Consider the following 25,135-nt stretch of genomic DNA (forward strand, 5'->3'; position numbering starts at 1 on the left):
AGGGTATCTATTTCCCGGGAGGTGACTATGATTGCCAGCAAATTCGGTATCGGCCAGCAGGTCCGCCATTCCCTGTTAGGTTACCTCGGAGTGGTCGTGGATATCGACCCGGAATATTCGCTTGATCAACCGTCAGCCGATGAGTTGGCGGTTAACGACGAACTTCGCGCCGCTCCCTGGTATCACGTGGTGATGGAAGACGATAATGGTCTGCCAGTGCATACGTATCTGGCCGAAGCACAACTGAGTAGTGAGCTACAGGAAGAACATCCGGAGCAACCGTCGATGGATGAACTGGCGCGAACAATTCGAAAACAGCTTCAGGCCCCTCGCCTGCGCAATTGATGCTAACACAGGCCCGATGGCGATTCGCTAATCGGGCCTGTGCGTTTTGTTCGGCTACAGACCAACCTTACTTCGCCAGTCCCAACCGCGGGATTTCAATCGCCGGACAGCGATCCATCACCACCGTCAACCCTGCATCGCGAGCCAGCACGGCTGCCTGCTCGTTAATCACGCCGAGCTGCATCCATAGGGTCTTCGCGCCGATGGCAATGGCCTCCTGAGCAACCCCCCACGCCGCTTCTGAATTACGGAAGACATCTACCATATCCACTTTCTCTGGTACATCTGCCAGCGTCGCATAGCCCTGCTGCCCCAGCAGTGTTTTTCCAGCGACCTTCGGTGAAACAGGAATAACGTGATAGCCCTGATCGAGTAAATATTTCATCACCCGATAGCTTGGACGATCGGGTTTATCGCTTGCCCCCACCAGCGCAATCGTACGGGTCGTTGTCAAAATGCCAGCAATATCGGTCTCTTTCATCGTTTTCCTCCAGGCTGTTTAGCAAAGTGTACGACAAACCTGACTTTGCAACCATTCATCCCATACTGGCGCATGAGAGCTAAACTCAAAAATATGTCTATATGTTAGTAAACGTGATTATCGAAAAATTTAGATACATCTTATACAGATATTTTCTGGACAGGAGAAACCTATGAAAGCCGGCATTGTGACAGCTTTAATTGCTCTGTGTTTGCCGGTAACCGTTTTTGCTACCTCTTTACGTCTGTCTAATGATATCGACCTTCTGGTGCTGGACGGAAAAAAAGTCTCCAGCTCATTACTGCGTGGTGCCGACAGTATTGAGCTGGAAAATGGTCGGCACCAGCTCGTGTTTCGCGTAGAAAAAACCATTCGCCTGTCCAGCCACGAAGAACGTCTGTATATTTCGCCCCCGCTGGTCATCAGCTTTGATACCCAACTCGTCAGTCAGGTTAATTTTCACCTCCCGCGCCTGAACAATGAGCGGGATGCAACGCATTTTGATGATGCCCCTCGTGTGGAACTGCTGGATGGGGACTCCATGCCTATACCGGTTAAGCTGGATATTCTGTCAATCACGTCCACCGCAAAAATCGTAGATTATGAAATGGAAACAGAGCGCTATAACAAAGCGGCTAAGCATGCGTCTTTACCGCAATTTGCCACGATGATGGCCGATGACAGTTCGCTGCTTTCCGGGGTATCTGAACTGGATCGCGTGCCGCCTCAGTCGCAAACGCTGACCGAGCAGCGCTTAAAATATTGGTTTCAACAGGCTGACGCACAAACCCGAAGTAACTTCTTACAATGGGCGGAGAAACAGCCCCCATCGTGACATTTATGTTCGTATACGCATTTTTTTTGTCTTTCTCTTGCAGCGTCAAGTGCTTCCAGTACTCTGTAACAAGGTTAACTTGGGAGCTGTACTATGGAATTAACGACTCGCACATTGCCAGCGCAGAAACATATTGCGTTGGTCGCACACGATCACTGCAAAAAGATGTTAATGAGCTGGGTTGAACGCCACCAGCCATTACTGGAAAAACACGTTCTGTATGCTACAGGAACAACAGGAAATTTAATTCAACGCGCGACAGGAATGGACGTCAACGCCATGCTGAGCGGCCCGATGGGGGGTGACCAGCAGGTGGGTGCGCTGATTTCAGAAGGGAAAATTGATGTGCTGATTTTCTTCTGGGATCCGCTCAACGCCGTTCCCCACGATCCTGATGTCAAAGCCCTGCTGCGCCTGGCCACGGTCTGGAATATTCCGGTCGCCACCAACGTGTCAACGGCTGATTTTATTATCCAGTCGCCAAACTTCAACGACGCAACAGATATCTTGATCCCGGATTACGCCCGTTATCTTGCAGAACGCCTCAAATAAACGCTAAGCAGGCGGCAACTGCCGCCTGCTTTTCAGGGTTTCCGGGTCACCGGAACGTCTAATTGCTTAAGCTCATCAACAAAGCATGATGGCGCGTCTTTGCTAAACAGTAGCCATACCCGATGCCGCGCACGCGTTAGCGCCACATACAGCAACCGTCTCTCTTCTGCATCAGGAAAATCTTCAACAGCCGGGAGTAACGCCTCTTCCATAATCGACTCGCGAGCCGGAGCCGGGAAACCGTCATTCCCGTCATGAAGCCCCATCACAATGACATAATCCGCCTGCTGCCCTTTGCTGGCATGAATAGTCATAAAATCCAACTGCAGCTTGGGCCAGCGGGTAGCCGCTTTGTCCAGGCTGGCAGGTTTGAGATGATGGTATCGCGCCAGCACCAGAATTCTCTCTTCAGCTTTCACAAAACCCGACAGCTTATCCAGCAACAGATCTAACTGGCTTTCGTCGAGCAACGTGACGGCTTTTTTATCACCGGTCGTCAGACTGTTCAGCGGTTTCGTGAGCTGATGTGGGTTTTGCTGGATAAACTGGTTTGCTACCTCACCAATACGGCTATTAAAACGGTAAGTCGTATCCAGATTACAGCGATCGCCCTCACCGAAGTTTTGCTGGAATGCGGTTGTCAGAGAAAGCTGTGCCCCGCTGAACCGGTAAATTGCCTGCCAGTCATCTCCCACGGCAAACAGCGTGGTCTGCGAGTTTTGCTTACGCAAGGTGGCTAACAGGGCGGCGCGCTGAGGGGAAATATCCTGAAATTCATCGACCAGAATATGTTTCCACGGACTGATAAACCGCCCCTTCTCCAGAATGACAATAGCCTGATGGATCAACCCGGAGAAATCGACGGCATTCTCATCCTTCAGGGCACTCTTCCAGGCCTTGAGCAGAGGCGCCATTAGCTTTATGCGTTTACTGAACAGATCACGGATCTCCTCCGGAGCATTAGCAATCATCTCCGCCTGTGCTCCGCCATGCATACGCATCAAACTAACCCAGCGATCCAACCGGGAGGCCAGACGGCGCTGTAATTTTTCGTCATCCCAGAAGTTACCTTCTGGTACAGACCACTGCATTTCTTCTTCTAACCATTGTCGCCAGCCTTTAGCCTGAGCCTTTTTCTCACTGCACTGCTGACGCCAGGTTGTTATAAAGAGTTTGTTGCGCGCGATAGCATCATTTTCAAGCTTGCTCACCGTTGGGACTTTTTTACTACCTTGCGAAATGATGTGCAGCGCCAGTGAATGGAACGTCCGTGCGGTGACCTCATCCGTATGCAGACGCTCACGGATGCGGTCATCCATCTCCTGGGCTGCTTTGCGTCCAAACGCCAGCAACAGGATCTGTTCCGGCGCGGCTTCTCCCCGTGCAAGCAACCAACCAGCCCGGGCAACCAACACAGATGTTTTACCGCTTCCAGCCCCTGCAAGTACCAACAATGATTGCTCACCGTTCACCACCGCGCGCGCCTGAGCAGGGTTCAACGGCGAAGATTCAATATGCTGGAAAAACTCGGCATACTCTTCCAGCATTGCATCGGTGTACGCCTGATTGTGCTGTAAGCGACAGGCTTCAATGTCCTTCAACCATGCCTGGCATTGACGTAACGCCTCCCGGCAATTTTCAAATTCTTCCAGCCGATTAACCGGAAGCGGTAACGCGGCAAAGGCACGGCGAATCTGCTGCTGCAGCCCTGACGTTTGTTCGCGCGTCAGCCATTTACTTTCACTAGTACGCGCCGCTATCGCATCCAACTGCTGCTGTAGAACCCCCGCAGCAACGTCACTCATTTCCTGGCTCCACTGTTGCCAGAGCGTATTCAAATGATGATGGAAGCGCTGGGTTTCCGCCCACTCCGTACCGTGAAGACGAACCACCTTCTCATCCGGGAGTACAAACTCCAGCTCGCCCCATACCAGGCCGCGTTTGCAATGAATAGCCAGTAACTGGTTGAAGGGAATAAGATACTCGTGACGATCGCCGGAAACTTTAATCCCGGCATTGAGAATAACGGCCCGATCGTAAGGGTGTTGTGCCAGACGTTTTCCAAGAGAAGTTGCTTTCAGTTCCATAAGACTCAAGCGGATCCACACGAAGAGGTTTACTTATCAGTGTAACCGCCAGAGAAAACGTGCTCCAGCCCAAAAAAACGTTACAATTGCCGAATTCACAGAAAACCAGAGTTAACCGAGGGTTTATGCGTACTGTTCTGAATATTTTAAATTTTGTGCTAGGGGGTTTCGCCACCACCCTGGCCTGGTTACTGGCAACGCTGGTCAGTATCGTGCTTATTTTTACTTTACCCTTGACCCGTTCATGCTGGGAGATAACCCGACTTTCGCTGTTTCCCTATGGCAACGAAGCGATTCATGTCGATGAACTGAATCCAGCTGGTAAAAACGTCCTGTTAAATACCGGCGGCACCCTACTCAATATTTTCTGGCTGATTTTCTTCGGCTGGTGGTTGTGTCTGATGCATATTGTCTCTGGTATTGCCCAGTGCATAACGATTATTGGTATTCCGGTTGGCATTGCGAACTTTAAAATCGCTGCCATTGCGCTCTGGCCTGTGGGTCGCCGGGTGGTTTCAGTAGAAGTTGCTCGTGCAGCGCGTGAAGCCAATGCGCGTCGTCGTTTTGAATAATCAGGACCGATGGCCTTTATGTTAAGTCCTCTGCTCAAACGCTATACCTGGAACAGCACCTGGCTGTACTACGTGCGGATTTTTATCGCGCTATGCGGCACAACAGCGCTGCCCTGGTGGCTGGGTGACGTCAAGCTGACCATCCCACTCACGCTGGGTATGGTCGCTGCCGCACTTACCGACCTGGACGATCGTCTCGCGGGCCGACTGCGTAATTTAATCATCACGCTGGTGTGCTTTTTTATTGCCTCGGCCTCCGTTGAACTGCTCTTCCCATGGCCCTGGCTGTTTGCTATTGGGTTAACGCTTTCCACCAGCGGTTTTATTCTGCTGGGGGGATTGGGCCAGCGCTATGCAACCATCGCTTTTGGCGCGTTGCTGATCGCCATTTACACAATGCTGGGCACCTCGCTTTACGATCAGTGGTATCAACAACCCATCCTGCTGCTCGCTGGCGCTATCTGGTATAACCTGCTGACGCTCACAGGACATCTTCTGTTCCCCATCCGCCCCTTACAGGACAATCTGGCACGCAGCTACGAACAATTAGCGCATTACCTGGAACTGAAGTCGCGTCTTTTTGATCCCGACATAGAAGATGAAAGCCAGGCGCCGTTGTATGATTTAGCCCTCGCTAATGGGCAACTGATGGCAACGCTGAACCAGACCAAAGTGTCGCTGCTGACCCGCCTGCGCGGTGACCGTGGACAACGGGGAACACGTCGCACGCTACATTACTATTTTGTGGCGCAGGATATTCATGAACGCGCAAGCTCCTCACATATTCAGTATCAAACGCTACGCGATCATTTCCGTCACAGCGACGTGATGTTCCGCTTCCAGCGGTTGATGTCGATGCAAGGACAAGCCTGTTCACAATTGTCTCGCTGTATTTTATTACGCACGCCATACCAGCACGATCCGCACTTTGAGCGCGTCTTCACTCATATAGATGCCGCTCTTGAGCGCATACGCGCCAGTGGTGAACCTGCCGACCTGCTCAATACGCTGGGTTTTTTACTGTCAAACCTACGGGCAATCGACGCACAGCTCGCTACCATCGAGTCTGAACAGGCTCAGGTACTCTCGCGCAATGAGTCTGAAAATCAGCTTGCCGATGACAGTCCCCATGGATTCAGTGATATCTGGTTACGCCTGAGCCGTAATTTCACCCCAGAGTCCGCTCTGTTTCGCCATGCCGTTCGCATGTCGTTAGTGCTCTGCGTTGGTTACGCCATTATCCAGATAACTGGAATGAACCACGGATACTGGATCTTGCTGACCAGCCTGTTTGTCTGTCAACCAAACTACAATGCCACCCGACATCGTCTGGCGCTCAGGATTATCGGCACGTTGGTTGGGATTGCCATTGGCCTACCGATTCTGTGGTTTGTGCCCTCTTTAGAAGGGCAGCTAATACTTTTAGTGATCACTGGTGTACTGTTTTTTGCTTTTCGCAACGTCCAGTATGCGCATGCCACCATGTTTATCACGCTGCTGGTATTATTGTGCTTTAACCTGCTCGGCGAAGGCTTTGAGGTTGCGCTGCCGCGTGTCATCGATACGCTAATTGGCTGTGCTATCGCCTGGGCGGCTGTCAGTTTCATCTGGCCAGACTGGCGTTTTCGTAATCTACCACGGGTAATAGAGCGGGCGACTGACGCTAACTGCCGCTACCTTGATGCAATTCTCGAACAATATCATCAGGGTCGTGATAATCGTCTGGCCTACCGTATCGCTCGCCGTGATGCGCATAACCGTGATGCTGAACTCGCCTCCGTGGTGTCAAACATGTCGAGCGAGCCGGATGTGACGGCCCAAACGCGCGAAACGGCGTTCCGTTTACTGTGTCTCAATCATACGTTTACCAGCTATATTTCTGCGCTGGGCGCACATCGCGAACAATTGACCAATCCAGACGTTTTGGCATTGCTGGATGACGCTGTTTGCTATGTTGATGATGCCCTTCACCATCAACCCGCTGACGAGCAACGCGTATACCAGGCGTTAGGAGGGCTGAAGCAGCGAATTCAGCACCTGGAACCACGCCCGGATAGTAAAGAGCCTCTGGTCGTTCAGCAAGTTGGGTTATTAATTGCTCTGCTTCCGGAGATCCGGCGATTACAGCAGCAAATTGCCGTATTACCTTCTAATACCCCGGTTCCGGCGTAAGAGAACTTACCCACTCCACCAGCTCCTGGCGACGCGTCGCCGGGAGCGCGGCTTCATGTATCCCCCCTACCGCGCCTTCAAGGGCATAGAGTACTTTTACCGTCAGAGCCGGGTTATTTTGCCGAAGTTTCAGCCAGCACATTTGTGCCCCTAACGACCGCATAGTCCCCTCATCTTTAATTCCAGCTTCATTCAGCAGAGTCTCCAGATGAAACGTCATATTCGGCAATTCCCGCAGACGATGCTGGGCAAAGCGACTCTGTTTTTCCTTAACTGCTGCATCCAATGAATATCGCGATAACGACACCAGCTGCTGCTGGTTTTGCCACAGGGCATCGTTCACCTGGTAATAATTAAGAACAAGAGGACGTCCGCGCTTAATAAATGTCAGCCAGACAGGAGAATTTTGTACGCAATACTGGGCGCTCTGCTCACAGGCGCGAAGATACAACTCACCATTGGCGACCATGGCAAAGACCGTATCGCCAACCGTCAGACTGTAGCCGCCAAACAGTGAGCGATAGTGAATTGTCCCCAGAGAAGCAAGGTATTCCTGCGATTTATAGATCCTTGCATAAGAAAGTTTTTTCATAAAAATCCTTTTTAAATCATAACGTAAGCAAATGATTTTCAGTAGCGGATCCGTTAATGACGAAAATAGGCAACTTATGCGTATGGGGCAAGATGAATTTTATTTTTCCCGTGACGACGACTAAAAATTGCGAACCTGTTTCCGAAAATAAGGTTGATCTTTGTTGAAGGCAGGGTTACTGTATATCCATACAGTAACTCACAGGGCTGGATTGATTATGTACACTTCAGGCTATGCAAATCGTTCTTCGTCGTTCTCTTCCACATCAAGCAACATTGCGCGCGTTTCATCAGAGAACGCAACCGCTGGGCTTATCAGTGAAGTGGTCTATCGCGAGGACCAGCCCATGATGACACAACTGCTGCTGCTTCCCCTGCTGCAACAGTTAGGGCAACAATCGCGCTGGCAGCTGTGGCTGACGCCTCAGCAAAAATTAAGCCGGGAGTGGGTGCAATCAGCTGGACTTCCATTGACGAAAGTCATGCAAATTAGTCAGCTCTCCCCCTGCAATACACTGGAATCGATGATTCGTGCACTACGCACGGGTAATTACAGTGTTGTCATTGGCTGGCTGGCGGAAGAATTAACGGAAGATGAACATGCCGAACTTGTCAAAGCGGCTGATGAAGGTAATGCGATGGGATTTATCATGCGTCCGGTTCGCGCTCAGACACTTGCGGGGAGACAGCATTCCGGGCTAAAAATTCACTCGAATTTGTATCATTGAGTAAAATTAGGATTTATCCTGGAATTTTTTTTCATCTCCCAATTTGCCTTTGAGCTGTAATGTGTTTTTCGTCTGAACGCCTGTCAGAAGCGGTTTTCAGGATATCCTCAGTACATTTATTCAGCTATAAATGTTAAATATTGTGTATACAAGCCTTTTTTTTTCATATGCCTGACGGACTTCACACTTGTAAGTTTTCAACTACGTTGTAGACTTTACATCGCCAGGGGTGCTCGGCGTAAGCCGCAGATATCGGTAGAGTAACTATTGAACTGGTCCCCGGGTGAAGGATTTAACCGTGTTATCTCTCTTCGGAGATATTCATGGCGAATTTTGGATGATAACGAGGCGCAAAAAATGAAAAAGACAGCTATCGCAATTGCAGTGGCACTGGCTGGTTTCGCTACCGTGGCGCAGGCCGCTCCGAAAGATAACACCTGGTACGCTGGTGCTAAAATGGGCTGGTCTCAGTACCATGATATTGGCAACAACCAGATCAACAACACCGGGCCGACCCACGAAAGCCAACTGGGTGCTGGCGCGTTCGGTGGTTATCAGGTTAACCCGTACGTTGGTTTCGAAATGGGTTACGACTGGTTAGGTCGTATGCCGTACAAAGGCACTGCTGACGCTACCAATCAAAATGGCGCTTTCAAAGCTCAGGGCGTTCAGCTGACCGCTAAACTGGGTTACCCAATCACTGACGATCTGGACGTTTATACCCGTCTGGGTGGTATGGTTTGGCGTGCAGACGCTAAAAGCAGCAACGGCTTCAAAGACCACGACACTGGTGTATCCCCAGTATTCGCTGGTGGCGTAGAGTACGCAATTACTCCTGACATCGCTACCCGTCTGGAATACCAGTGGACCAACAACATCGGTGACGCGAACACCGTTGGTGGTCGTCCGGATAACGGTCTGTTGAGCGTTGGTGTTTCTTACCGTTTCGGTCAGCAGGAAGAAGCAGCTCCAGTAGTTGTTGCTCCGGCTCCGGCTCCAGAAGTACAGACCAAGCACTTCACTCTGAAGTCTGACGTTCTGTTCAACTTCAACAAAGCAACTCTGAAACCAGAAGGCCAGCAGGCTCTGGACCAGATGTACAGCCAGCTGAGCAACCTGGATCCGAAAGACGGTTCCGTAGTGGTTCTGGGCTTCACTGACCGCATCGGTTCTGACGCTTACAACCAGGCGCTGTCCGAGAAACGTGCTCAGTCCGTTGTTGATTACCTGATCTCTAAAGGTATTCCTTCTGACAAAATCTCTGCACGTGGCATGGGTGAATCCAACCCAGTTACTGGCAACACCTGTGACAACGTGAAAGCTCGCGCTGCACTGATCGACTGCCTGGCTCCGGATCGTCGTGTTGAGATCGAAGTTAAAGGCATCAAAGACGTTGTAACTCAGCCTCAGGCTTAAGTTATCGTCTTATAAAAAACCCCGCTATGCGGGGTTTTTTTCATCTGTTTTCATCCAAAGTAAGCCACGCATAAAACCAGTCAACCGCTACTCTTTTCCCAGCAACGCCTGTAAATCCTGCTTCAATGTCGACATTTTGTTCGCGTACTTCTCTTTATGCTCTGCGTCTTCAATCAGCTGCACAATGGTTTCAGAAAGCGTTTTACCGCGCCGCTGCGCAAGACCAGCCAGACGCTGCCAGACCATAAATTCCAGATCGATGGATTTCTTCCGGGTATGCTGATGCTCAGCATTAAAGTGCCGCTTGCGCCTGGCACGTATGGTTTGTTTCATACGATTAAGCAGCGCGGGATTCATGTGTTCTTCAATCCAGGTATTGACCCGAACCGGTTCATTTTCGAGGGTTAGCAATAAATCAACGGCTTCTTTGGCAGCGCTGGCCTCGACGTAACGGGTGATTAATTCCCCCTCACGATGCTTCTTCACCAGATACTTCCATTTCCAGCCGCTTTCAAGGTTTTCAAGTTGTTGATATTTCATTGCGATCTCAATGTTACCGTGTAACTCTTATCAGAATATCAGCTTTTTCGGCATCTGAAGAAAAGAATATCCAGCCTGTGAACTGCCGCGCGTCATCACAACCGTTTCGCGGCGCTTTCCTGGTGTTTAGTGGTGAGGGTTACGGTATAATCTCGTTTTTTACAACAGACTAAAAAACATCAACTTTGACCATTACGAAACTTGCATGGCGTGATCTGGTTCCTGATACCGACAGTTATCAGGAAGTATTTGCACAGCCGCACGTCACTGACGACACCGACACCTTACTTAGTGATACTCAGCCACGTTTACAATTTGCGCTAGAGCAGCTTCTTCAGCACTGGACAACATCCTCGTTCATGTTGGTAAAAGCACCGGAAGAGCTTGAGTATCTCAACCTTATTGCAAAGGCTGCACGTCCCTTGCACACGGATGCAGGAAGCCTGACTGGCGGCCATTACGACATCTCCGGTCACACTATTCGTTATCGTACAGCTGAGAAAGCGGAAGACAATTTTGCGACGTTGACGCAGGTGGTCAGCGCTGACTGGGCCGAAGCCGAACAACTGTTTGGCTGTCTGCGTCAGTTCAATGGCGAAATTACGCTGCAGCCAGGTCTGGTACATCAGGCCAATGGGGGTGTGCTGGTTATCTCATTGCGCACGCTGTTGGCCCAACCTCTGTTGTGGATGCGCCTGAAAGCCATTGTCAGCCACGAGCGTTTTGATTGGGTGGCTTTTGATGAGTCTCGCCCGCTGCCAGTCTCCGTTCCGCCTATGCCGCTTAAACTGAAAGTGATTTTGGTGGGTGAGCGTGAATCGCTGGCGGATTTCCAGGACATGGAACCAGAGCTGGCTGAGCAGGCTATTTACAGCGAGTTTGAAGATAATCTGCAGATAGTGGATGCCGAAGCCATGACGCAGTGGTGTCAGTGGGTCACGCATACTGCTATGCGCAATAATTTGCCTTACCCCGCTCCGGATGCCTGGCAGGTTTTGATCCGTGAAGCCGTTCGCTATACCGGTGAACAGGATACATTGCCGCTTAACCCGCTGTGGATCACCCGACAGTTCAAAGAGGTGGCTCCGTTATGCGAGGGCGAAACCTGCAACACTGAGCAGTTCAGCCTGATGCTGGCTCAGCGCGAATGGCGTGAGGGATTCCTGGCTGAACGCATGCAGGATGAAATTCTGCAAGAGCAGATCCTTATCGAGACAGAAGGCGAGCGTATTGGCCAGATCAACGCCTTGTCGGTGATTGAGTTTCCAGGCCACCCACGCGCATTTGGCGAGCCTTCTCGTATCAGCTGCGTCGTGCATATTGGCGACGGCGAGTTTACGGATATTGAGCGCAAAGCCGAGCTCGGCGGAAATATTCATGCCAAGGGTATGATGATTATGCAGGCGTTCCTGATGTCGGAACTCCAGCTTGAGCAACAAATCCCCTTCTCTGCCTCGCTGACCTTTGAGCAATCTTACAGTGAAGTGGACGGTGACAGCGCGTCCATGGCAGAACTGTGCGCATTGATTAGCGCCCTCGCCGACGTTCCTGTTAATCAAAGTATCGCTATTACCGGTTCTGTCGATCAGTTTGGTCGGGCGCAACCTGTCGGTGGTCTGAATGAGAAAATTGAAGGATTCTTCGCCATCTGCCAGCAGCGTGAGCTGACAGGCACGCAGGGCGTTATCATTCCTTCGGCTAACGTCAGACACCTCAGCCTGCAGCCTGCGCTGCTACAGGCCATAGAAGAAGAAAAATTCACTATCTGGGCGGTGGACGACGTGACTGATGCGCTGCCACTGTTGTTAAATCTGGTGTGGGATGGCGAAGGCCAGACAACGCTGATGCAAACCATTCAGGAGCGTATTGCCACGGCTACGCAACAGGAAGGTCGTCACCGTTTTCCATGGCCGCTACGTTGGCTGAACTGGATTATTCCGAACTGATCGGACTTGTTCAGCGTACACGTGTTAGCTATCCTGCGTGCTTCAATAAAATAAGGCTTACAGAGAACATGGTAGATAAACGCGAATCCTATACGAAAGAAGACCTTCTTGCCTCTGGTCGCGGTGAGCTGTTTGGCGCTAAAGGGCCACAACTGCCAGCACCAAGCATGCTGATGATGGACCGTGTCATCAAGATGACCGAAACCGGTGGCAACTTTGACAAAGGTTATGTTGAAGCTGAACTGGATATCAACCCAGACCTGTGGTTCTTCGGTTGTCACTTTATCGGCGATCCGGTGATGCCGGGCTGCCTGGGTCTCGACGCCATGTGGCAACTGGTTGGATTCTATCTCGGCTGGCTGGGCGGCGAAGGTAAAGGCCGTGCACTGGGCGTAGGCGAAGTCAAATTCACCGGCCAGGTTCTGCCGACTGCGAAGAAAGTCACTTACCGCATTCACTTCAAACGTATCGTTAACCGTCGCCTGATCATGGGCCTGGCTGATGGTGAAGTGCTGGTTGATGGTCGTCTGATCTACACTGCAAACGATCTGAAAGTGGGTCTTTTCCAGGACACTTCCGCATTCTAATCCAGGACTGCGTAGCAGCCAGACATTAACGTTTCTACGACTTATCTGGCATGCAAAAAGGCGAAACCTCCGCTCTGCGGAGGTTTCTTTTATCTAAAGAGACAGAATCAGGCCATTAAAACCCTATCCCCCATGGCTTCTCGCCAGCCTCCCAGCCAGTATGACCTCTGATTCAGCGTCTGATAGGGACACATTTCTTTTGAGCGTCCGGCAATGCCGGCCTGATATCCACGTTGATGTGCCCGTTCCAGGCGATCTCGTTTTTGTCTCTTCATGCCTCGTTTCCCTCATTTTTGGGTCTGGTGGAAAAGAAAACAGTGATTACTAAGTGTGCAATCACACTAAACGAATACCCCTAAACACCAGGCTCGTCAATGCGCAAAATTCACGCCAGTGTCATATTTGTGAGCTAGCCTCTAAATCATTTGTACAAAAATAGTCAGTCAGAACAGCTATCTCCACGGCTAAAAAAATAAAAAAAACCGCCCCGGGCAATGAACCTGGGGCGGCATAATTTACAATTATTTAAGCTTATGGGATGCGTTTCAGCTCTTGAGCAATGGCCGTCGCCTCCTGACTCCAGACGTTGGCAAGAACCTTCACCATCTCATCGTAGCCATCTTTAGTCTGTACAGCTTCGATGTGGAATGGACGTTTGATCAGTTGTCCCTGATGATTCAGCAACCATTCACCGCTAACGATAACCTTACCATCGTACCGACCGTGGAAGCCGGTTACGGTAACGTTCAGAGTGTCCTGAGTGCTTCCCAGCGGCTGCGAAGCAACAACCCAGCCAGGCAACTGCATACTGAGGTTCGCAACCAGCGTATTGCGCAATTGCTGATCTAATGGGCTGGCCCAGAGATTATTATTGGCTATCACATATTGCACATCGCTGGTCTGGTAAACCACCCCATTACCGGCCAGATAATCAGGTACCGCAATCTGTTCAACCCACAGCAGACGGTTTCCCTGATTGGCGGAGCTCTGCACACCGCCTTGAGCGATAGGGAGCTGGTAATAGCTTTTATTTTCTCCGCTGGAGCTGCATGACGTTAGCCAGACCGCCATCATCACCACTAGCCACTTTTTCATTGTTTCGCCCTCTTCGGCTCTGGATCTTTTTTGTCCTTCGCTTCAAATACCAGCGCATTACTCTTATCGTTCAGCGTTTTCAGCACTGGTTGCAGCTCACGCAGCACCTGATCAAGACGCTGCATATCCGCCACCATCTTGTTGTAGGCCGCGGAACCCGGCTGGAAGCCCTGCATACTACGATTTAGTTCACGCAGCGTGTTCTGCATATCCGCTGGCAGATCCTGCATCGACTGGCTGGACGTAATCTTGTTCATGTTATCCAGCGTGGTTTGCAGATGTTTCATTGTGCGCTGGCTTTCCGACAGCGTATTGGTTGCCTGCTCAATCATCGGGTTCAACGGCAGATTATTGATCTTATCTAACGCTTCCATCAGACGCTGTTGAATCTGCGCCAGACCACCGCTCACGGTCGGGATTATCTGATAACCGTTAAATTCACGCACCCCGGTAATTGGCGGTTCTTTCGGGTAGAAGTCGAGATCGACATACAGCGCGCCGGTCACCAGGTTCCCGGTTTTCAGCGATCCCCGTAATCCACGTTTAAGCAGTTGCTCCAGATGAGCGCCAACATCGGTATCTTCTCCCAGTTGCGCCTTCAGACGTTCAGGTTCAATACGCACCAGCACCGGAATGCGGTAATCATTGTTAAATACCTGACGCATATTCGGTGAGAAGAAAGGTACTTTACTCACCGTACCCAAGCGGATGCCACGGAATTCCAGCGGTGCACCAGGCTGTAGGCCACGAATCGAGTCTTTAAAGAACATCAGGTAATCAATATGATCGGTATACAGTGAATCTTGAATACTTTTTTGATCGTCATAAAGATTAAACGCTGACTGTTGTGCGACCGGCTCGCCCTGCTCTAAACCTTCTGGCACATCAAAACTTACACCACCGCCAAACAGCGTGGAGAGCGATCCCATTTCTACGCGCATACCTGCTGAGGTAAGGTCTACGGCGATCCCGCTATCTTTCCAGAAACGCACATTACTGGTCACCAGACGATCGTTAGGCGCATTGATGAAAAGCTGATAGCTGATCGTACGCTTTTGCGCATCAAATGTGCTGGTTTCAACCGAGCCCACACGATAACCGCGGAAAAGGACCGGATCGCCCGGGCTCAACTGACCGGCTTTTTTGCTGTCCAGAATCACACGGATCCCTTTTGCATCTGGCGGGGCCAGCGGCGGTGAATCCAGCAGTTGGTAATTTTCCAGCTTACTGCCTTTATTGCCAGGCTGAAGTTCAATATAAGCCCCGGACAATAGCGTACCGAGCCCACTGATACCTTCACGTCCTACCTGGGGCTTCACCACCCAAAAGACAGAATCTTTATGCAGCAGCTTTTCCATTCCGGAGTTAAGACGCGCTTTAATCTCCACATGGGTCAAATCATCAGTCAGGGTTGCGCTCTCGACGATACCAACATCCACGCTGCGGCTCTTAATCGTCGTTTTACCCCCTTCAATACCTTCGGCATTGGTGGTGATAAGCGTGACCTGTGGCCCCTGATGACTGTAGTGATAAAACAGAACCCACGCGCCAATGAGTGCAGTGACGATAGGGAATATCCACACGGGCGACCAGTTTTTTACCTTTTGCACTTTGGCTTCCCCACTTTTAGATTCCATGCTGTCAGGACTCCTCATGGCCTGGTTCTGGTTCACGGTCCCACGACAGACGCGGATCAAATGTCATCGCAGAAAACATTGTCATAATGACGACTAAAGCAAACATCAAAGCACCCATTGCAGGATAAATGTTCATTAACCCTCCCATACGCACCAGCGCAGAGAGTACCGCAATCACAAAGACGTCGATCATTGACCAGCGACCGACAAATTCCACAACTTCATAAATCAGGTGCATACGTTCACTGTCGCGTTTGCCGTGCCCTTTGGCGTCCCAGCATAGCCAGGCAATGGCGATCATTTTCAACGTCGGCACCATAATACTGGCGATAAAGATAACCGCAGCCACCGGATAAGAGCCTTCGCTCCAGATTAAAACCACCCCCTCTAGTATCGTTGATGGCAGCTTTGACCCGAGCAAATCGGTAATCATAATCGGCAAAATATTGGCAGGAAGATAAAGCATGATTGACGTAAACAGTAATGCCAACGTCCATTGCAGACTGTTTTTACGCCGCACATAGCCTTTCGTCTGACAGCGTGGGCACACCCGCTCATCAGCGGGAAGTATCGCAGTGCAGCAAGAGCAGGAACGCAGTCCCTGTCGAATACCCGGCACGCCAGGCTTTAAGGCCTGCTTTATGACAGGCATTGGCGCAATATCATCCCACAGCCAGCGACGGTCAACGCACTGGAATGCACGCAGTTGCAAAACACAAAAGAAGCACCACGGAATAAAGCTGCTGCCCACGCCGATATCACCGTAAGCCATCAGCTTAACGAAGCTGACCAGCACGCCGGCGAGGAAGATTTCCGCCATCCCCCAGCTTTTTAACTGGAACAGGACGCGTGCAAGGCCCGCCTTAAGTCTGGCGGGCATCTGCACCCGATTCACCAGCAGCAGGATAGTCAGCAGGCAAAACGCAGGAACCAACTGCACGAATAATAAAAAGAAGGTGCCGAGACTGGCGTAGTCTTCAGAAAAGAGAACGCTGGGGATCTCCAGCAACGTGACTTCACTGCTTACCCCTGCGACGTTCATATTCACAAAGGGAAAGAGGTTTGATAAAAGCAGCATGAACAATGCTGCTAACACATAGGCTGTAGGACGCTGCCGCGGCGCGTCCCATTCAACCGTTAACGTAGTGCCACATCGTGGACATGCCGCTTTCTGACCATGCTCAAGGCGAGGTAACGCCACCAGCATGTCACACTGCGAGCACAAAATATGCTTCGCGGCATGGTGATGTTCGCACATATGTGCTCCTTTAAATTATGCGCCGTTCTTCAAAGACTCAAGATACTCCCAGCGCTCAAAGGCTTGCTCAAGTTCTTGTTCCGCTTCGTTCAGATTAGCTAATACCTGTTGTGTTTGCTCATGTGGCTGGCTGAAAAAAGCGGCGTCAGCAACCTGAGCTTGTAGCCTTTCCAGTTTAGCTTCCAGTTCTTCAAGCTGAGCGGGGAGCTGCTCCAGTTCGCGTTGCAGTTTATAGCTTAGTTTGCTCGTGCCACGTTTGACAATTTCTGCTTTAGGAGCAACGGCTTCCTCTGTTTTTTTCGCGATCGGTTGTTTAAACGCCACATACTGAGATTGCTGGCTGCGCGCGTCATGATAACCACCGACATAACGACCAATTTTACCGCCGCCTTCGAAGATCCAGCATTCAGTTACAGTATTATCCACAAACTGACGGTCGTGGCTTACCAGCAGTACAGTCCCCTGATAGCTATCAATTAGTTCTTCAAGCAGTTCCAGCGTTTCGACGTCAAGATCGTTCGTTGGTTCATCGAGAATCAAAAGATTGCTGGGTTTCAGAAAAAGACGCGCCAATAGCAGGCGATTTCGTTCCCCACCAGAGAGCGCACGCACTGGTGTCATCGCGCGTTTCGGATGGAACAGGAAGTCCTGCAGGTAACCCAGCACATGGCGAGGTTTACCGTTAACCATCACCTCTTGCTTACCTTCAGCCAGGTTGTCCATCACGGTTTTATCTGGATCCAGTTCGGCGCGGTGCTGATCGAAATAGGCCACTTCCAGCTTGGTGCCGACGTGAATGCGTCCACTGTCAGCCTGAAGCTGGCCTAACATTAGCTTCAGCAGCGTTGTTTTGCCGCAGCCGTTCGGTCCGATTAGCGCAATTTTGTCGCTACGCTGTACCTGTGCGGAGAAATCTTTCACCAGTTGCTTTCCATCAACCTGGTAATCCACATTCTCCATTTCGAAAACAATCTTGCCTGAACGGCTCGCCTCTTCGACCTGCATCTTCGCCGTGCCCATCACTTCGCGACGTTCGCCACGCTCGCGACGCATGGCTTTCAGCGCGCGCACGCGGCCTTCGTTACGGGTACGACGCGCTTTGATACCCTGACGGATCCAGACCTCTTCCTGCGCCAGCTTGCGATCAAACTCTGCGTTTTGTAACTCTTCTACGCGCAGCGCTTCTTCTTTCTCCAGCAGATACTGATCGTAGTTACCCGGATAAGTCACCAGCTTGCCACGATCGAGGTCGACAATACGCGTTGCCATATTGCGTATAAATGAACGGTCATGGGAAATGAAGATGATTGTCCCATTAAAGGATTTCAGGAACCCTTCCAGCCAGTCGATAGTTTCAATATCCAGGTGGTTCGTTGGTTCATCCAGCAGCAATACACGCGGATTGCTCACTAACGCGCGACCCAGCGCCGCTTTACGCAGCCAACCGCCAGAAAGCGAAGAAAGTGCGGCGTTTGGATCCAGCCCCAACTGCTCCAGCACTTCATTAATACGGCTTTCGAGCTGCCACAGATTGTGGTGATCGAGCATTTCCTGAACCCGCGCCATCTCATTCAGATTTCTGTCGCTCGGATCAGTCATCACCAGACGCGAAATATCGTGATAACGCTTCAGATATTCGGCCTGTTCTTCGATACCCTCGGCAACGAAATCATACACGCTGCCCTCAACATTACGCGGCGGATCCTGTTGCAGACGCGCCACAACCAGATCCTGCTCATAAATAATACGTCCGTCGTCAAGACCCTGTTCACGGTTCAGGATCTTCATCAGCGTCGATTTACCTGCGCCGTTACGGCCAACCAGACAGACGCGTTCGTTATCTTCGATATGCAGTTCTGCATTATCAAGAAGTGGCGCATCGCTGAACGACAGCCATGCACCATGCATACTGATTAATGACATTTATTTATCCTTTCAGGCTGCGGTAATCAGCCAGCAATTGTGGATCTGACGGTTACGGGCAAAGTCCTGGGAAAGCGTTTTTTGGGTAATTTCTTGTGCTTTCAATCCCAGTTCAGCCAAACCGTCGAGATCCATACGGAACCCACGTTTGTTGTTGGAGAACATGATCGTGCCGTCTTTACGCAGCAGACGTTTCAGATCTTTCATCAGCGCCAGATGATCGCGCTGCACATCAAACGAGTCTTCCATACGTTTTGAGTTAGAGAACGTCGGCGGATCGATGAAAATCAGATCAAACTGTTCATTGGCATCGCGCAGCCAGCCCAGGCAATCTGCCTGAATTAAACGGTGAGCGCGACCGCTCAGGCCGTTCAGACGCAGGTTGCGTTCCGCCCATTCCAGATAGGTACGCGACATATCGACCGTCGTGGTGCTACGCGCACCGCCCAGTCCTGCATGTACGCTGGCGCTGCCGGTGTAGGAGAACAGGTTGAGGAAGTCCTTACCTTTACTCATCTGTCCCAGCATGCGGCGCGCAATACGGTGATCGAGGAATAAGCCCGTATCAAGATAGTCGGTCAGGTTCACCCACAGGCGCGCGTTGTACTCGCTTACCTCAATGAATTCACCCTTCTCATTCATCTTCTGATACTGATTCTTGCCTTTCTGACGCTCACGGGTTTTCAGCACCAGTTTGTTTGGTGCGATTTCCAATACTGACAGCGTGGCGGCAATGATGTCGAACAGACGTTGACGTGCTTTTTGCGCATCGACCGTCTTCGGCGGGGCATATTCCTGAACCACGACCCAGTCACCGTAACGATCTACTGCAACGTTGTATTCCGGCAGGTCAGCGTCATACAGGCGATAGCATTCAATGCCTTCCTGACGCGCCCATTTTTCCAGCTTCTTAATATTCTTGCGCAGGCGGTTGGCATAATCTTCCGCTACCGTGGCTGGCTTGCTGTCCGCGGTGGTCTCTGCAACGTGATAATTCTTCTGCACGCAATCCAGCGGGCCGTTTTTCGCTTTGAACTGCTTGTCGGCACGTAATTGCAGGCTGCTGAGCAGATCCGGAGAGGCGCTGAACAGCGACAAATTCCAGCCGCCAAACTGGTTTTTCATCGTACGGCCCAGCAGGCTGTGCAGGGCAATCAGAGCAGGTTCGCTATCCAGACGCTCGCCGTAAGGCGGGTTACTGATAACCGTCCCATACGGTCCTTTCGGCAGCGGATTGCTCAGTTTGGCGACATCTTTAACGTCAAACGTCATCAGATCGGCGATACCGGCGCGGCGAGCGTTACTACGCGCTTTTTCAATCACGCGCGCATCGCTGTCAGAACCATAAAAATGCGAGGTATAGTCAGCCAGTCCCTTACGCGCACGCACCTGCGCCTCGGCTTTAACTTCTTGCCAGACGGCTTCGTCGTGCTGCGCCCAACCGCTGAAGCCCCAGTACCCACGGTGCAGGCCCGGCGCGCGATCGGTTGCCCACATCGCCGCTTCAATCAGCAGCGTGCCGGAGCCGCACATCGGATCGAGTAACGGGGTTCCCGGCTGCCAGCCAGAACGCATAACAATAGCGGCGGCCAGCGTCTCTTTAATCGGCGCCTGACCCGCGCGATCGCGATAGCCACGCTGATGTAAACCGTCACCGCTCAGATCGAGCGCGATGCTGGCGGTATCTTTGTTTAACCAGACGTTAATGCGCAGATCCGGGGATTCACGATCCACATTCGGACGCGGCAGATTTTTGCGGGTAAAGGCATCAACAATCGCATCCTTGACCTTCAGTGCGCCATACTGGCTGTTACGAATAGTCTCGTTCAGGCCGCTAAAGTGGACGGCAAAGGTAGCACCGGGATTAAATATCTCTGTCCAGTCGATTGCCTGAACGCCGAGGTACAGATCAAGATCGCTGTAGACCTTGCACTCTCCCATCGGCAGGATAATGCGCGAGGCCAGGCGGCTCCACATCAGGCTCTGGTAAACAAGCCGCGTGTCGCCCTTAAAATGGACCCCACCCTGAACGACCTGGCACTCCAGCGCGCCGAGGTTTTCCAGTTCAGTTTTTAACAGCTCTTCCAGCCCGCGGGCCGTACTGGCAAACAGAGAATTCATAATGTCACTTTTACTCCGAGAAAATTGCTGCGCATTATAGCTAATATGGGCTGTATGTCATAAAGTTGAAGGCTTATTTTCATTCGAGGGGCTGTACAGTGGTCACGTTAACCCGACTTTTTATTCATCCGGTTAAATCAATGCGTGGAATTGGACTCACGCACGCCCTGGCAGACGTTAGCGGTCTCGCCTTTGATCGCATATTTATGATCACTGAACCTGACGGAACGTTTATAACCGCCCGCCAGTTCCCACAAATGGTTCGCTTTACCCCTTCCCCATTCCACGATGGACTGCATCTTACGGCGCCAGACGGCAGCAGCGCCCTCGTGCGATTTGCCGACTTCGCTACCCAGGATGCACCGACAGAAGTGTGGAGAAACCATTTTACCGCGCGCATTGCGCCAGTGGCTATTAACCAGTGGCTTAGCGGCTTTTTCTCCCGTGACGTGCAGTTACGCTGGGTTGGTCCGCAACTGACGCGCCGGGTGAAGCGCCACGCTGATGTTCCTTTGTCCTTCGCCGATGGTTATCCCTACCTGCTGGCCAACGAAGCATCCCTGCGCGATGTGCAACAGCGCTGTCCGGCAAGCGTCAAAATGGAACAGTTTCGCCCCAATCTGGTGGTTTCGGGAGCTGGTGCCTGGGAAGAAGATACCTGGAAAGTGATTCGTATTGGCGACGTCATTTTTGATGTAGCAAAACCCTGTAGCCGGTGTATTTTCACTACCGTTAGCCCGGAAAAAGGCCAGAAACATCCAACCGGCGAACCGCTCGCCACACTGCAAACCTTCCGTACTGCGGTAGATAACGGCGATGTCGATTTCGGTCAGAATCTTATCGCGCGTAACAGTGGCGTTATTCGCGTCGGCGATGAGGTAGAAATTTTGGCAACCGGCCCTGCCAGAGCGTACGGCGCGGCTGAATCAGACGATACTGCACCCGAACAACAACCTGATGCCACGGTGCTTATTGACTGGCAAGGGCAGATCTTTCGCGGAAATAATCAGCAGGTATTGCTTGAGCAGCTGGAAAACCAGGGTATCCGGGTTCCCTATTCATGCCGGGCAGGCATTTGCGGATGCTGTCGAATTCGACTGGTAGAAGGCGAAGTTAGCCCGCTGAAAAAATCAGCGCTTGGCGATGACGGGACGATTCTGTGCTGCAGCTGTGTTCCTAAAACAACTATCAGGCTGGAGAGTTAAACCGCCTGCTCAAGGCTGAAACTGTCGGCAATAACCTGCGGTTTCAGTCTGTCATTCATTATTTTAATCGCGTCGCCAAGTTGCATCGTACGCCCGGCGATAACCACACCAGGCTGTGCAAGCAGACAAAGCGCGGCGTTTTCACCCGGCTCAACCACCAACAGATTTACCTGTTCATCGGTATCGCTTAAATCAACACAGGCTGCGTCACCCACAACCGGCGACCAGTTAATACCGTGTGCGACAAAGTGCCAGCTTTTTGGCATTTGCGGTTTGAGATAACGAATCGCCACCAGCGCATTAAGCACCAGTTCCGCTTTTTGCTCTTTGGCTAAATCCAGGTAGCGACATTTTTCTTCAAAGGAAAAATAAAGCGCGGCGTCATCAACACAAAAACCTGACGGAGAAAATGCATCAGGAGTGAGCATTTTACGAGCAAAACGCGAACGGAATAACATGCCATTGGCTAAATCGAGCATCATACGATCGTGCTCTTCATCATAATACCAGCGCCAGTTATCGTCGGGTTTAATTCGCATCTGTTTCTCTCCTTTCCTTAATCATCGCCGTTACGACAGTATCCTTTTGCCGCTTCGTTTATTGCCCTAATAATAAAAGCTCAGAATGTTTAAATAAGCAACAGTAAAAGAATATAAAACAACCAGGGCCAGAAATAAAGCCCTGGATTGTGATTAAGATAGCATTCAGATATTGCTGACGATTTCTTTAATCAACGGCGGACCTTTAAAAATAAAGCCCGAATAAATCTGCACCAACGAAGCTCCAGCAGCTATTTTCTCACGTGCAGCGATTACAGAGTCAATGCCGCCAACCCCGATAATCGGCAGTTGCCCCTTTAGCTCCTGAGACAACTGGCGGATAATTTCCGTGCTTTTTAATTGCAACGGTCGACCGCTCAGGCCACCCATTTGATCGCAATTTTTCATTCCCTGAACGAGAGAACGATCGAGCGTGGTGTTAGTCGCGATTACGCCATCAATATTATGGCGAACTAAACTGTCTGCAACCTGGATCAGTTCTTCCACAGAAAGATCCGGTGCGATCTTTACCGCCACCGGAACATATTTATGGTGGATCGCTTGCAGATCATTTTGCTTATTTTTAATTGCCGTCAGGAGATCGTCCAGCGCCTCGCCGTATTGCAGCGTGCGTAATCCCGGCGTGTTCGGTGAAGAGATATTAATCGCGATATAACCAGCATAAGCATAGACTTTTTCCATACAAATCAGATAGTCATCTTTGCCGTTCTCTACCGGGGTATCTTTATTCTTACCAATATTAATCCCCAGAATACCGTCGAAATGCGATTTTTTAACGTTCTCAACCAGGTTATCGACCCCAAGGTTATTAAACCCCATGCGGTTGATCAAACCTTCTGCATCGACCAGACGGAACAGACGCGGTTTATCGTTACCCGGCTGAGGACGCGGCGTCACAGTACCAATTTCAATGGAACCAAATCCCATTGCGCCAAGTGCATCAATGCACTCCCCGTCTTTATCCAGTCCGGCGGCAAGCCCGAGCGGATTTTTAAACGTCAGTCCCATGCAGGTAACCGGTTTTGCCGGTACTTTCTTGCGGACAAGCGCTTCGAGCGGCGTGCCGGTAATGCGACGTAATTGCTGGAATGTCAATTCATGAGCGCGCTCTGGATCGAGCTGAAAAAGGGCTTTACGAACGAAGGGGTAGTACATGAACTCTCCTGGATTCCCGGTGTGCAAACCGGGGGCGTATTATGTGCGATAATGCACCAGAAGGGAATTGACCTGCAGCAAAAAATATCTATTGCGCGATTTTAACGCAAAATTGTCGTTACTTGCGGGCTCATACCGCCATAATCATCAATTGTGCGCCAGTTTAAATGGCACATTTTCTGGCTTCGACACCAATTTGTCTGCCTTGTCGTCTTTGGCGCAACCATGCCTGCATTGGCAATCCCCTCCCCGTTCACACTGACTACCGCCAGCGTGACGTAGAAGGGAGTTGGGTTATCAATCACCACCTGTCCATTTTGGTTTATTGTCCACTTAAGTTGCTGGTAAGCCTTTTCTGGATGTTGTTCAGACAACATCTGCGGGCGCCAGATAAGCTTAAATGTGGAGCGTGTAGCAATTTTTACACTATTCCCATCCTGTTTTCCTGACGGAATACCGGAGATGGCCAGTGAAAACAGTGTCTCACGATCGTCTGGCAGGGTATTTTCTGTTTTGATTAAACGTATGATGCCTGTTGCCTTTGACTTAATAAGGTACAATGGCGGTGTAACAACAAACGGTGGTTTATAGCTTGTAGACTCTGCACCTTCCCACAGGAGTTCTGTTTTCACTTTACTGCTAATCAGATTAACCTCATCACTGGTGTTGGTGAGAGTAATGGTGAGTGACTCATTCGCAGATGGAAAAATAAAACGAGTGCCCTCTGCAACAATACCGGCCTGAGCACAGCTACTCACCATCAGCATAGTGACAACCACTATCTGTTGGACTATTTTTTTAAAAAAGTTATTCATAATGAAAGGAGAACGTTGCATTCGCATGTACTTCTCCGGCTCCGATATCATTTTGTGTAGAACGAAGCTGCGCATAAAAAACCAGAGGTACATCACCCGGTACCAGCGGATAATTCACACTCGCTTCCTTTATGGGAAGTAATGTACGGGTGTAGTCCAAAATAGCGACACCTAAGCCAGATGCTGAGTTAGTCCCTGTATCAATACCCAGAAGTTTGGTGTTCACCGTATCCGGTGTGCCATTAAACGTTACATTTACATTGGTGACATCCGCGCCGCAATCTTGCAGATGAATAGTAAAACTGACTGCTGGTGAACTGTCTCCAGACTGCTTAAAATGACTGCTGGATATATCGCCAAACGGAACGGAAATATCTTTGTCATCCAGGGCCAGCACACACGTACTGCTGCGAAATGAACCGGTTATATTAATTGTGCCATCATGAGCAATTGCTGAAGTTGCCCCCATAACCGCCCCACCGAGCAGCAATGCAATGCCTCTCTTTTTCATCAC

At 50.8% G+C, this 25,135-nt stretch carries 24 protein-coding genes; 10 read left to right on the forward strand and 14 right to left on the reverse strand.

What is annotated here, in order from left to right:
* Window positions 1-27: 27 nt before the first annotated feature.
* Window positions 28-345: a heat shock protein HspQ gene (hspQ, locus tag OGY83_RS08165; protein WP_003035905.1), complete on the forward strand. Its 318-nt coding sequence runs from the start codon at window positions 28-30 to the stop codon at window positions 343-345.
* A 67-nt stretch (window positions 346-412) separates the two neighbouring features.
* Here the strand turns inward: hspQ and OGY83_RS08170 are convergent, their stop codons facing one another.
* Window positions 413-826, reverse strand: a complete 414-nt coding sequence (locus OGY83_RS08170; protein ID WP_003035903.1) for a CoA-binding protein — start codon at window positions 824-826, stop codon at window positions 413-415.
* Between the two features lie 172 nt (window positions 827-998).
* Here OGY83_RS08170 and OGY83_RS08175 point away from each other — a divergent pair, with 172 nt between their 5' ends.
* On the forward strand, window positions 999-1,661 hold the full coding sequence (locus OGY83_RS08175) for a DUF2057 family protein (protein WP_032942908.1): 663 nt from the start codon (window positions 999-1,001) through the stop codon (window positions 1,659-1,661).
* 93 nt (window positions 1,662-1,754) lie between these two features.
* Window positions 1,755-2,213, forward strand: coding sequence for a methylglyoxal synthase (gene mgsA, locus OGY83_RS08180; RefSeq protein WP_003035897.1), 459 nt, complete (start codon window positions 1,755-1,757; stop codon window positions 2,211-2,213).
* Window positions 2,214-2,245: 32 nt separating this feature from the next.
* Here mgsA and helD read toward each other — a convergent pair whose 3' ends face one another.
* Entirely contained in the window at window positions 2,246-4,300 is a 2,055-nt protein-coding gene (gene helD, locus OGY83_RS08185) for a DNA helicase IV (protein WP_286635666.1), read from the reverse strand.
* 125 nt (window positions 4,301-4,425) lie between these two features.
* Between helD and OGY83_RS08190 the strand changes: the two genes are divergently transcribed.
* Window positions 4,426-4,872, forward strand: a complete 447-nt coding sequence (locus tag OGY83_RS08190) for a YccF domain-containing protein (protein ID WP_005123514.1) — start codon at window positions 4,426-4,428, stop codon at window positions 4,870-4,872.
* Between the two features lie 18 nt (window positions 4,873-4,890).
* Window positions 4,891-7,044 carry a YccS family putative transporter gene (gene yccS / locus OGY83_RS08195; protein ID WP_286635667.1) on the forward strand — a complete coding sequence of 718 codons (2,154 nt, stop codon included), beginning with the start codon at window positions 4,891-4,893 and terminating at the stop codon, window positions 7,042-7,044.
* On the opposite strand, the gene OGY83_RS08200 is transcribed toward yccS, so the two are convergent.
* A complete protein-coding gene (locus OGY83_RS08200; protein ID WP_079938029.1) occupies window positions 7,022-7,636 on the reverse strand; it encodes a TfoX/Sxy family DNA transformation protein in 615 nt (204 codons plus the stop codon). The genes yccS and OGY83_RS08200 overlap by 23 nt on opposite strands.
* A gap of 217 nt (window positions 7,637-7,853) precedes the next feature.
* On the opposite strand from OGY83_RS08200, the gene sulA reads away from it, so the two are divergent.
* Entirely contained in the window at window positions 7,854-8,363 is a 510-nt protein-coding gene (sulA, locus tag OGY83_RS08205) for an SOS-induced cell division inhibitor SulA (RefSeq protein WP_008784287.1), read from the forward strand.
* Between the two features lie 357 nt (window positions 8,364-8,720).
* The gene (gene ompA / locus OGY83_RS08210; RefSeq protein WP_079938031.1) at window positions 8,721-9,779 is read left to right on the forward strand and encodes a porin OmpA; all 1,059 of its coding nucleotides are present in this window, start codon (window positions 8,721-8,723) and stop codon (window positions 9,777-9,779) included.
* 87 nt (window positions 9,780-9,866) lie between these two features.
* Here the strand turns inward: ompA and matP are convergent, their stop codons facing one another.
* Window positions 9,867-10,319 carry a macrodomain Ter protein MatP gene (matP, locus tag OGY83_RS08215; RefSeq protein WP_042314187.1) on the reverse strand — a complete coding sequence of 151 codons (453 nt, stop codon included), beginning with the start codon at window positions 10,317-10,319 and terminating at the stop codon, window positions 9,867-9,869.
* Between the two features lie 185 nt (window positions 10,320-10,504).
* On the opposite strand from matP, the gene OGY83_RS08220 reads away from it, so the two are divergent.
* Together OGY83_RS08220 and fabA are read left to right on the forward strand one after the other, a co-directional pair.
* The gene (locus OGY83_RS08220; protein ID WP_286635668.1) at window positions 10,505-12,265 is read left to right on the forward strand and encodes an AAA family ATPase; all 1,761 of its coding nucleotides are present in this window, start codon (window positions 10,505-10,507) and stop codon (window positions 12,263-12,265) included.
* A gap of 68 nt (window positions 12,266-12,333) precedes the next feature.
* A complete protein-coding gene (gene fabA, locus OGY83_RS08225; RefSeq protein ID WP_003035875.1) occupies window positions 12,334-12,852 on the forward strand; it encodes a bifunctional 3-hydroxydecanoyl-ACP dehydratase/trans-2-decenoyl-ACP isomerase in 519 nt (172 codons plus the stop codon).
* A 107-nt stretch (window positions 12,853-12,959) separates the two neighbouring features.
* Here the strand turns inward: fabA and rmf are convergent, their stop codons facing one another.
* The 6 genes from rmf to rlmKL form a co-directional block, all read right to left on the reverse strand.
* A complete protein-coding gene (rmf, locus tag OGY83_RS08230; protein ID WP_003035871.1) occupies window positions 12,960-13,127 on the reverse strand; it encodes a ribosome modulation factor in 168 nt (55 codons plus the stop codon).
* A gap of 256 nt (window positions 13,128-13,383) precedes the next feature.
* On the reverse strand, window positions 13,384-13,947 hold the full coding sequence (pqiC, locus tag OGY83_RS08235) for a membrane integrity-associated transporter subunit PqiC (RefSeq protein WP_286635669.1): 564 nt from the start codon (window positions 13,945-13,947) through the stop codon (window positions 13,384-13,386).
* Entirely contained in the window at window positions 13,944-15,584 is a 1,641-nt protein-coding gene (gene pqiB, locus OGY83_RS08240; protein WP_003831983.1) for an intermembrane transport protein PqiB, read from the reverse strand. Before pqiB ends, pqiC begins: the two co-directional genes overlap by 4 nt.
* Before the next feature lie 4 nt (window positions 15,585-15,588).
* Window positions 15,589-16,842, reverse strand: coding sequence for a membrane integrity-associated transporter subunit PqiA (gene pqiA / locus OGY83_RS08245; protein ID WP_079938034.1), 1,254 nt, complete (start codon window positions 16,840-16,842; stop codon window positions 15,589-15,591).
* A gap of 15 nt (window positions 16,843-16,857) precedes the next feature.
* A complete protein-coding gene (locus tag OGY83_RS08250; protein WP_191233842.1) occupies window positions 16,858-18,765 on the reverse strand; it encodes an ABC transporter ATP-binding protein in 1,908 nt (635 codons plus the stop codon).
* Between the two features lie 12 nt (window positions 18,766-18,777).
* Window positions 18,778-20,886 carry a bifunctional 23S rRNA (guanine(2069)-N(7))-methyltransferase RlmK/23S rRNA (guanine(2445)-N(2))-methyltransferase RlmL gene (rlmKL, locus tag OGY83_RS08255; RefSeq protein WP_191213008.1) on the reverse strand — a complete coding sequence of 703 codons (2,109 nt, stop codon included), beginning with the start codon at window positions 20,884-20,886 and terminating at the stop codon, window positions 18,778-18,780.
* A 98-nt stretch (window positions 20,887-20,984) separates the two neighbouring features.
* Between rlmKL and OGY83_RS08260 the strand changes: the two genes are divergently transcribed.
* On the forward strand, window positions 20,985-22,091 hold the full coding sequence (locus OGY83_RS08260) for a YcbX family protein (RefSeq protein WP_286635670.1): 1,107 nt from the start codon (window positions 20,985-20,987) through the stop codon (window positions 22,089-22,091).
* Here the strand turns inward: OGY83_RS08260 and zapC are convergent.
* The 4 genes from zapC to OGY83_RS08280 form a co-directional block, all read right to left on the reverse strand.
* Window positions 22,088-22,630, reverse strand: a complete 543-nt coding sequence (gene zapC / locus OGY83_RS08265) for a cell division protein ZapC (protein ID WP_016152473.1) — start codon at window positions 22,628-22,630, stop codon at window positions 22,088-22,090. The two genes, OGY83_RS08260 and zapC, sit on opposite strands and share 4 nt — an antisense overlap.
* Before the next feature lie 165 nt (window positions 22,631-22,795).
* Window positions 22,796-23,806 carry a quinone-dependent dihydroorotate dehydrogenase gene (gene pyrD, locus OGY83_RS08270; RefSeq protein ID WP_286635671.1) on the reverse strand — a complete coding sequence of 337 codons (1,011 nt, stop codon included), beginning with the start codon at window positions 23,804-23,806 and terminating at the stop codon, window positions 22,796-22,798.
* 101 nt (window positions 23,807-23,907) lie between these two features.
* Window positions 23,908-24,648 (reverse strand): fimbria/pilus periplasmic chaperone, encoded by a 741-nt coding sequence (locus tag OGY83_RS08275; protein ID WP_286635672.1) that lies wholly within the window; start codon window positions 24,646-24,648, stop codon window positions 23,908-23,910.
* Window positions 24,614-25,132, reverse strand: coding sequence for a fimbrial protein (locus OGY83_RS08280; protein WP_286635915.1), 519 nt, complete (start codon window positions 25,130-25,132; stop codon window positions 24,614-24,616). The genes OGY83_RS08275 and OGY83_RS08280 overlap by 35 nt, the downstream gene beginning before the upstream one ends.
* Window positions 25,133-25,135: the final 3 nt, after the last annotated feature.

Origin of the sequence: Citrobacter sp. Cpo090, assembly GCF_030332665.1 — a bacterium.
In the GTDB taxonomy this organism is placed as follows: domain Bacteria; phylum Pseudomonadota; class Gammaproteobacteria; order Enterobacterales; family Enterobacteriaceae; genus Citrobacter; species Citrobacter portucalensis.

Coding starts and splice junctions, on each gene's coding strand:
- OGY83_RS08280 (WP_286635915.1), bottom strand. CDS start 25,132: ATGAAAAAGAGAGGCATTGCATTGCTGCTCGGTGGGGCGGTTATGGGG.
- rlmKL (WP_191213008.1), bottom strand. CDS start 20,886: ATGAATTCTCTGTTTGCCAGTACGGCCCGCGGGCTGGAAGAGCTGTTA.
- fabA (WP_003035875.1), top strand. CDS start 12,334: ATGGTAGATAAACGCGAATCCTATACGAAAGAAGACCTTCTTGCCTCT.
- zapC (WP_016152473.1), bottom strand. CDS start 22,630: ATGCGAATTAAACCCGACGATAACTGGCGCTGGTATTATGATGAAGAG.
- pqiA (WP_079938034.1), bottom strand. CDS start 16,842: ATGTGCGAACATCACCATGCCGCGAAGCATATTTTGTGCTCGCAGTGT.
- sulA (WP_008784287.1), top strand. CDS start 7,854: ATGTACACTTCAGGCTATGCAAATCGTTCTTCGTCGTTCTCTTCCACA.
- mgsA (WP_003035897.1), top strand. CDS start 1,755: ATGGAATTAACGACTCGCACATTGCCAGCGCAGAAACATATTGCGTTG.
- ompA (WP_079938031.1), top strand. CDS start 8,721: ATGAAAAAGACAGCTATCGCAATTGCAGTGGCACTGGCTGGTTTCGCT.
- helD (WP_286635666.1), bottom strand. CDS start 4,300: ATGGAACTGAAAGCAACTTCTCTTGGAAAACGTCTGGCACAACACCCT.
- pqiB (WP_003831983.1), bottom strand. CDS start 15,584: ATGGAATCTAAAAGTGGGGAAGCCAAAGTGCAAAAGGTAAAAAACTGG.
- matP (WP_042314187.1), bottom strand. CDS start 10,319: ATGAAATATCAACAACTTGAAAACCTTGAAAGCGGCTGGAAATGGAAG.
- OGY83_RS08200 (WP_079938029.1), bottom strand. CDS start 7,636: ATGAAAAAACTTTCTTATGCAAGGATCTATAAATCGCAGGAATACCTT.
- pqiC (WP_286635669.1), bottom strand. CDS start 13,947: ATGAAAAAGTGGCTAGTGGTGATGATGGCGGTCTGGCTAACGTCATGC.
- pyrD (WP_286635671.1), bottom strand. CDS start 23,806: ATGTACTACCCCTTCGTTCGTAAAGCCCTTTTTCAGCTCGATCCAGAG.
- OGY83_RS08190 (WP_005123514.1), top strand. CDS start 4,426: ATGCGTACTGTTCTGAATATTTTAAATTTTGTGCTAGGGGGTTTCGCC.
- rmf (WP_003035871.1), bottom strand. CDS start 13,127: ATGAAGAGACAAAAACGAGATCGCCTGGAACGGGCACATCAACGTGGA.
- OGY83_RS08170 (WP_003035903.1), bottom strand. CDS start 826: ATGAAAGAGACCGATATTGCTGGCATTTTGACAACGACCCGTACGATT.
- OGY83_RS08175 (WP_032942908.1), top strand. CDS start 999: ATGAAAGCCGGCATTGTGACAGCTTTAATTGCTCTGTGTTTGCCGGTA.
- hspQ (WP_003035905.1), top strand. CDS start 28: ATGATTGCCAGCAAATTCGGTATCGGCCAGCAGGTCCGCCATTCCCTG.
- OGY83_RS08275 (WP_286635672.1), bottom strand. CDS start 24,648: ATGCGAATGCAACGTTCTCCTTTCATTATGAATAACTTTTTTAAAAAA.
- yccS (WP_286635667.1), top strand. CDS start 4,891: ATGTTAAGTCCTCTGCTCAAACGCTATACCTGGAACAGCACCTGGCTG.
- OGY83_RS08250 (WP_191233842.1), bottom strand. CDS start 18,765: ATGTCATTAATCAGTATGCATGGTGCATGGCTGTCGTTCAGCGATGCG.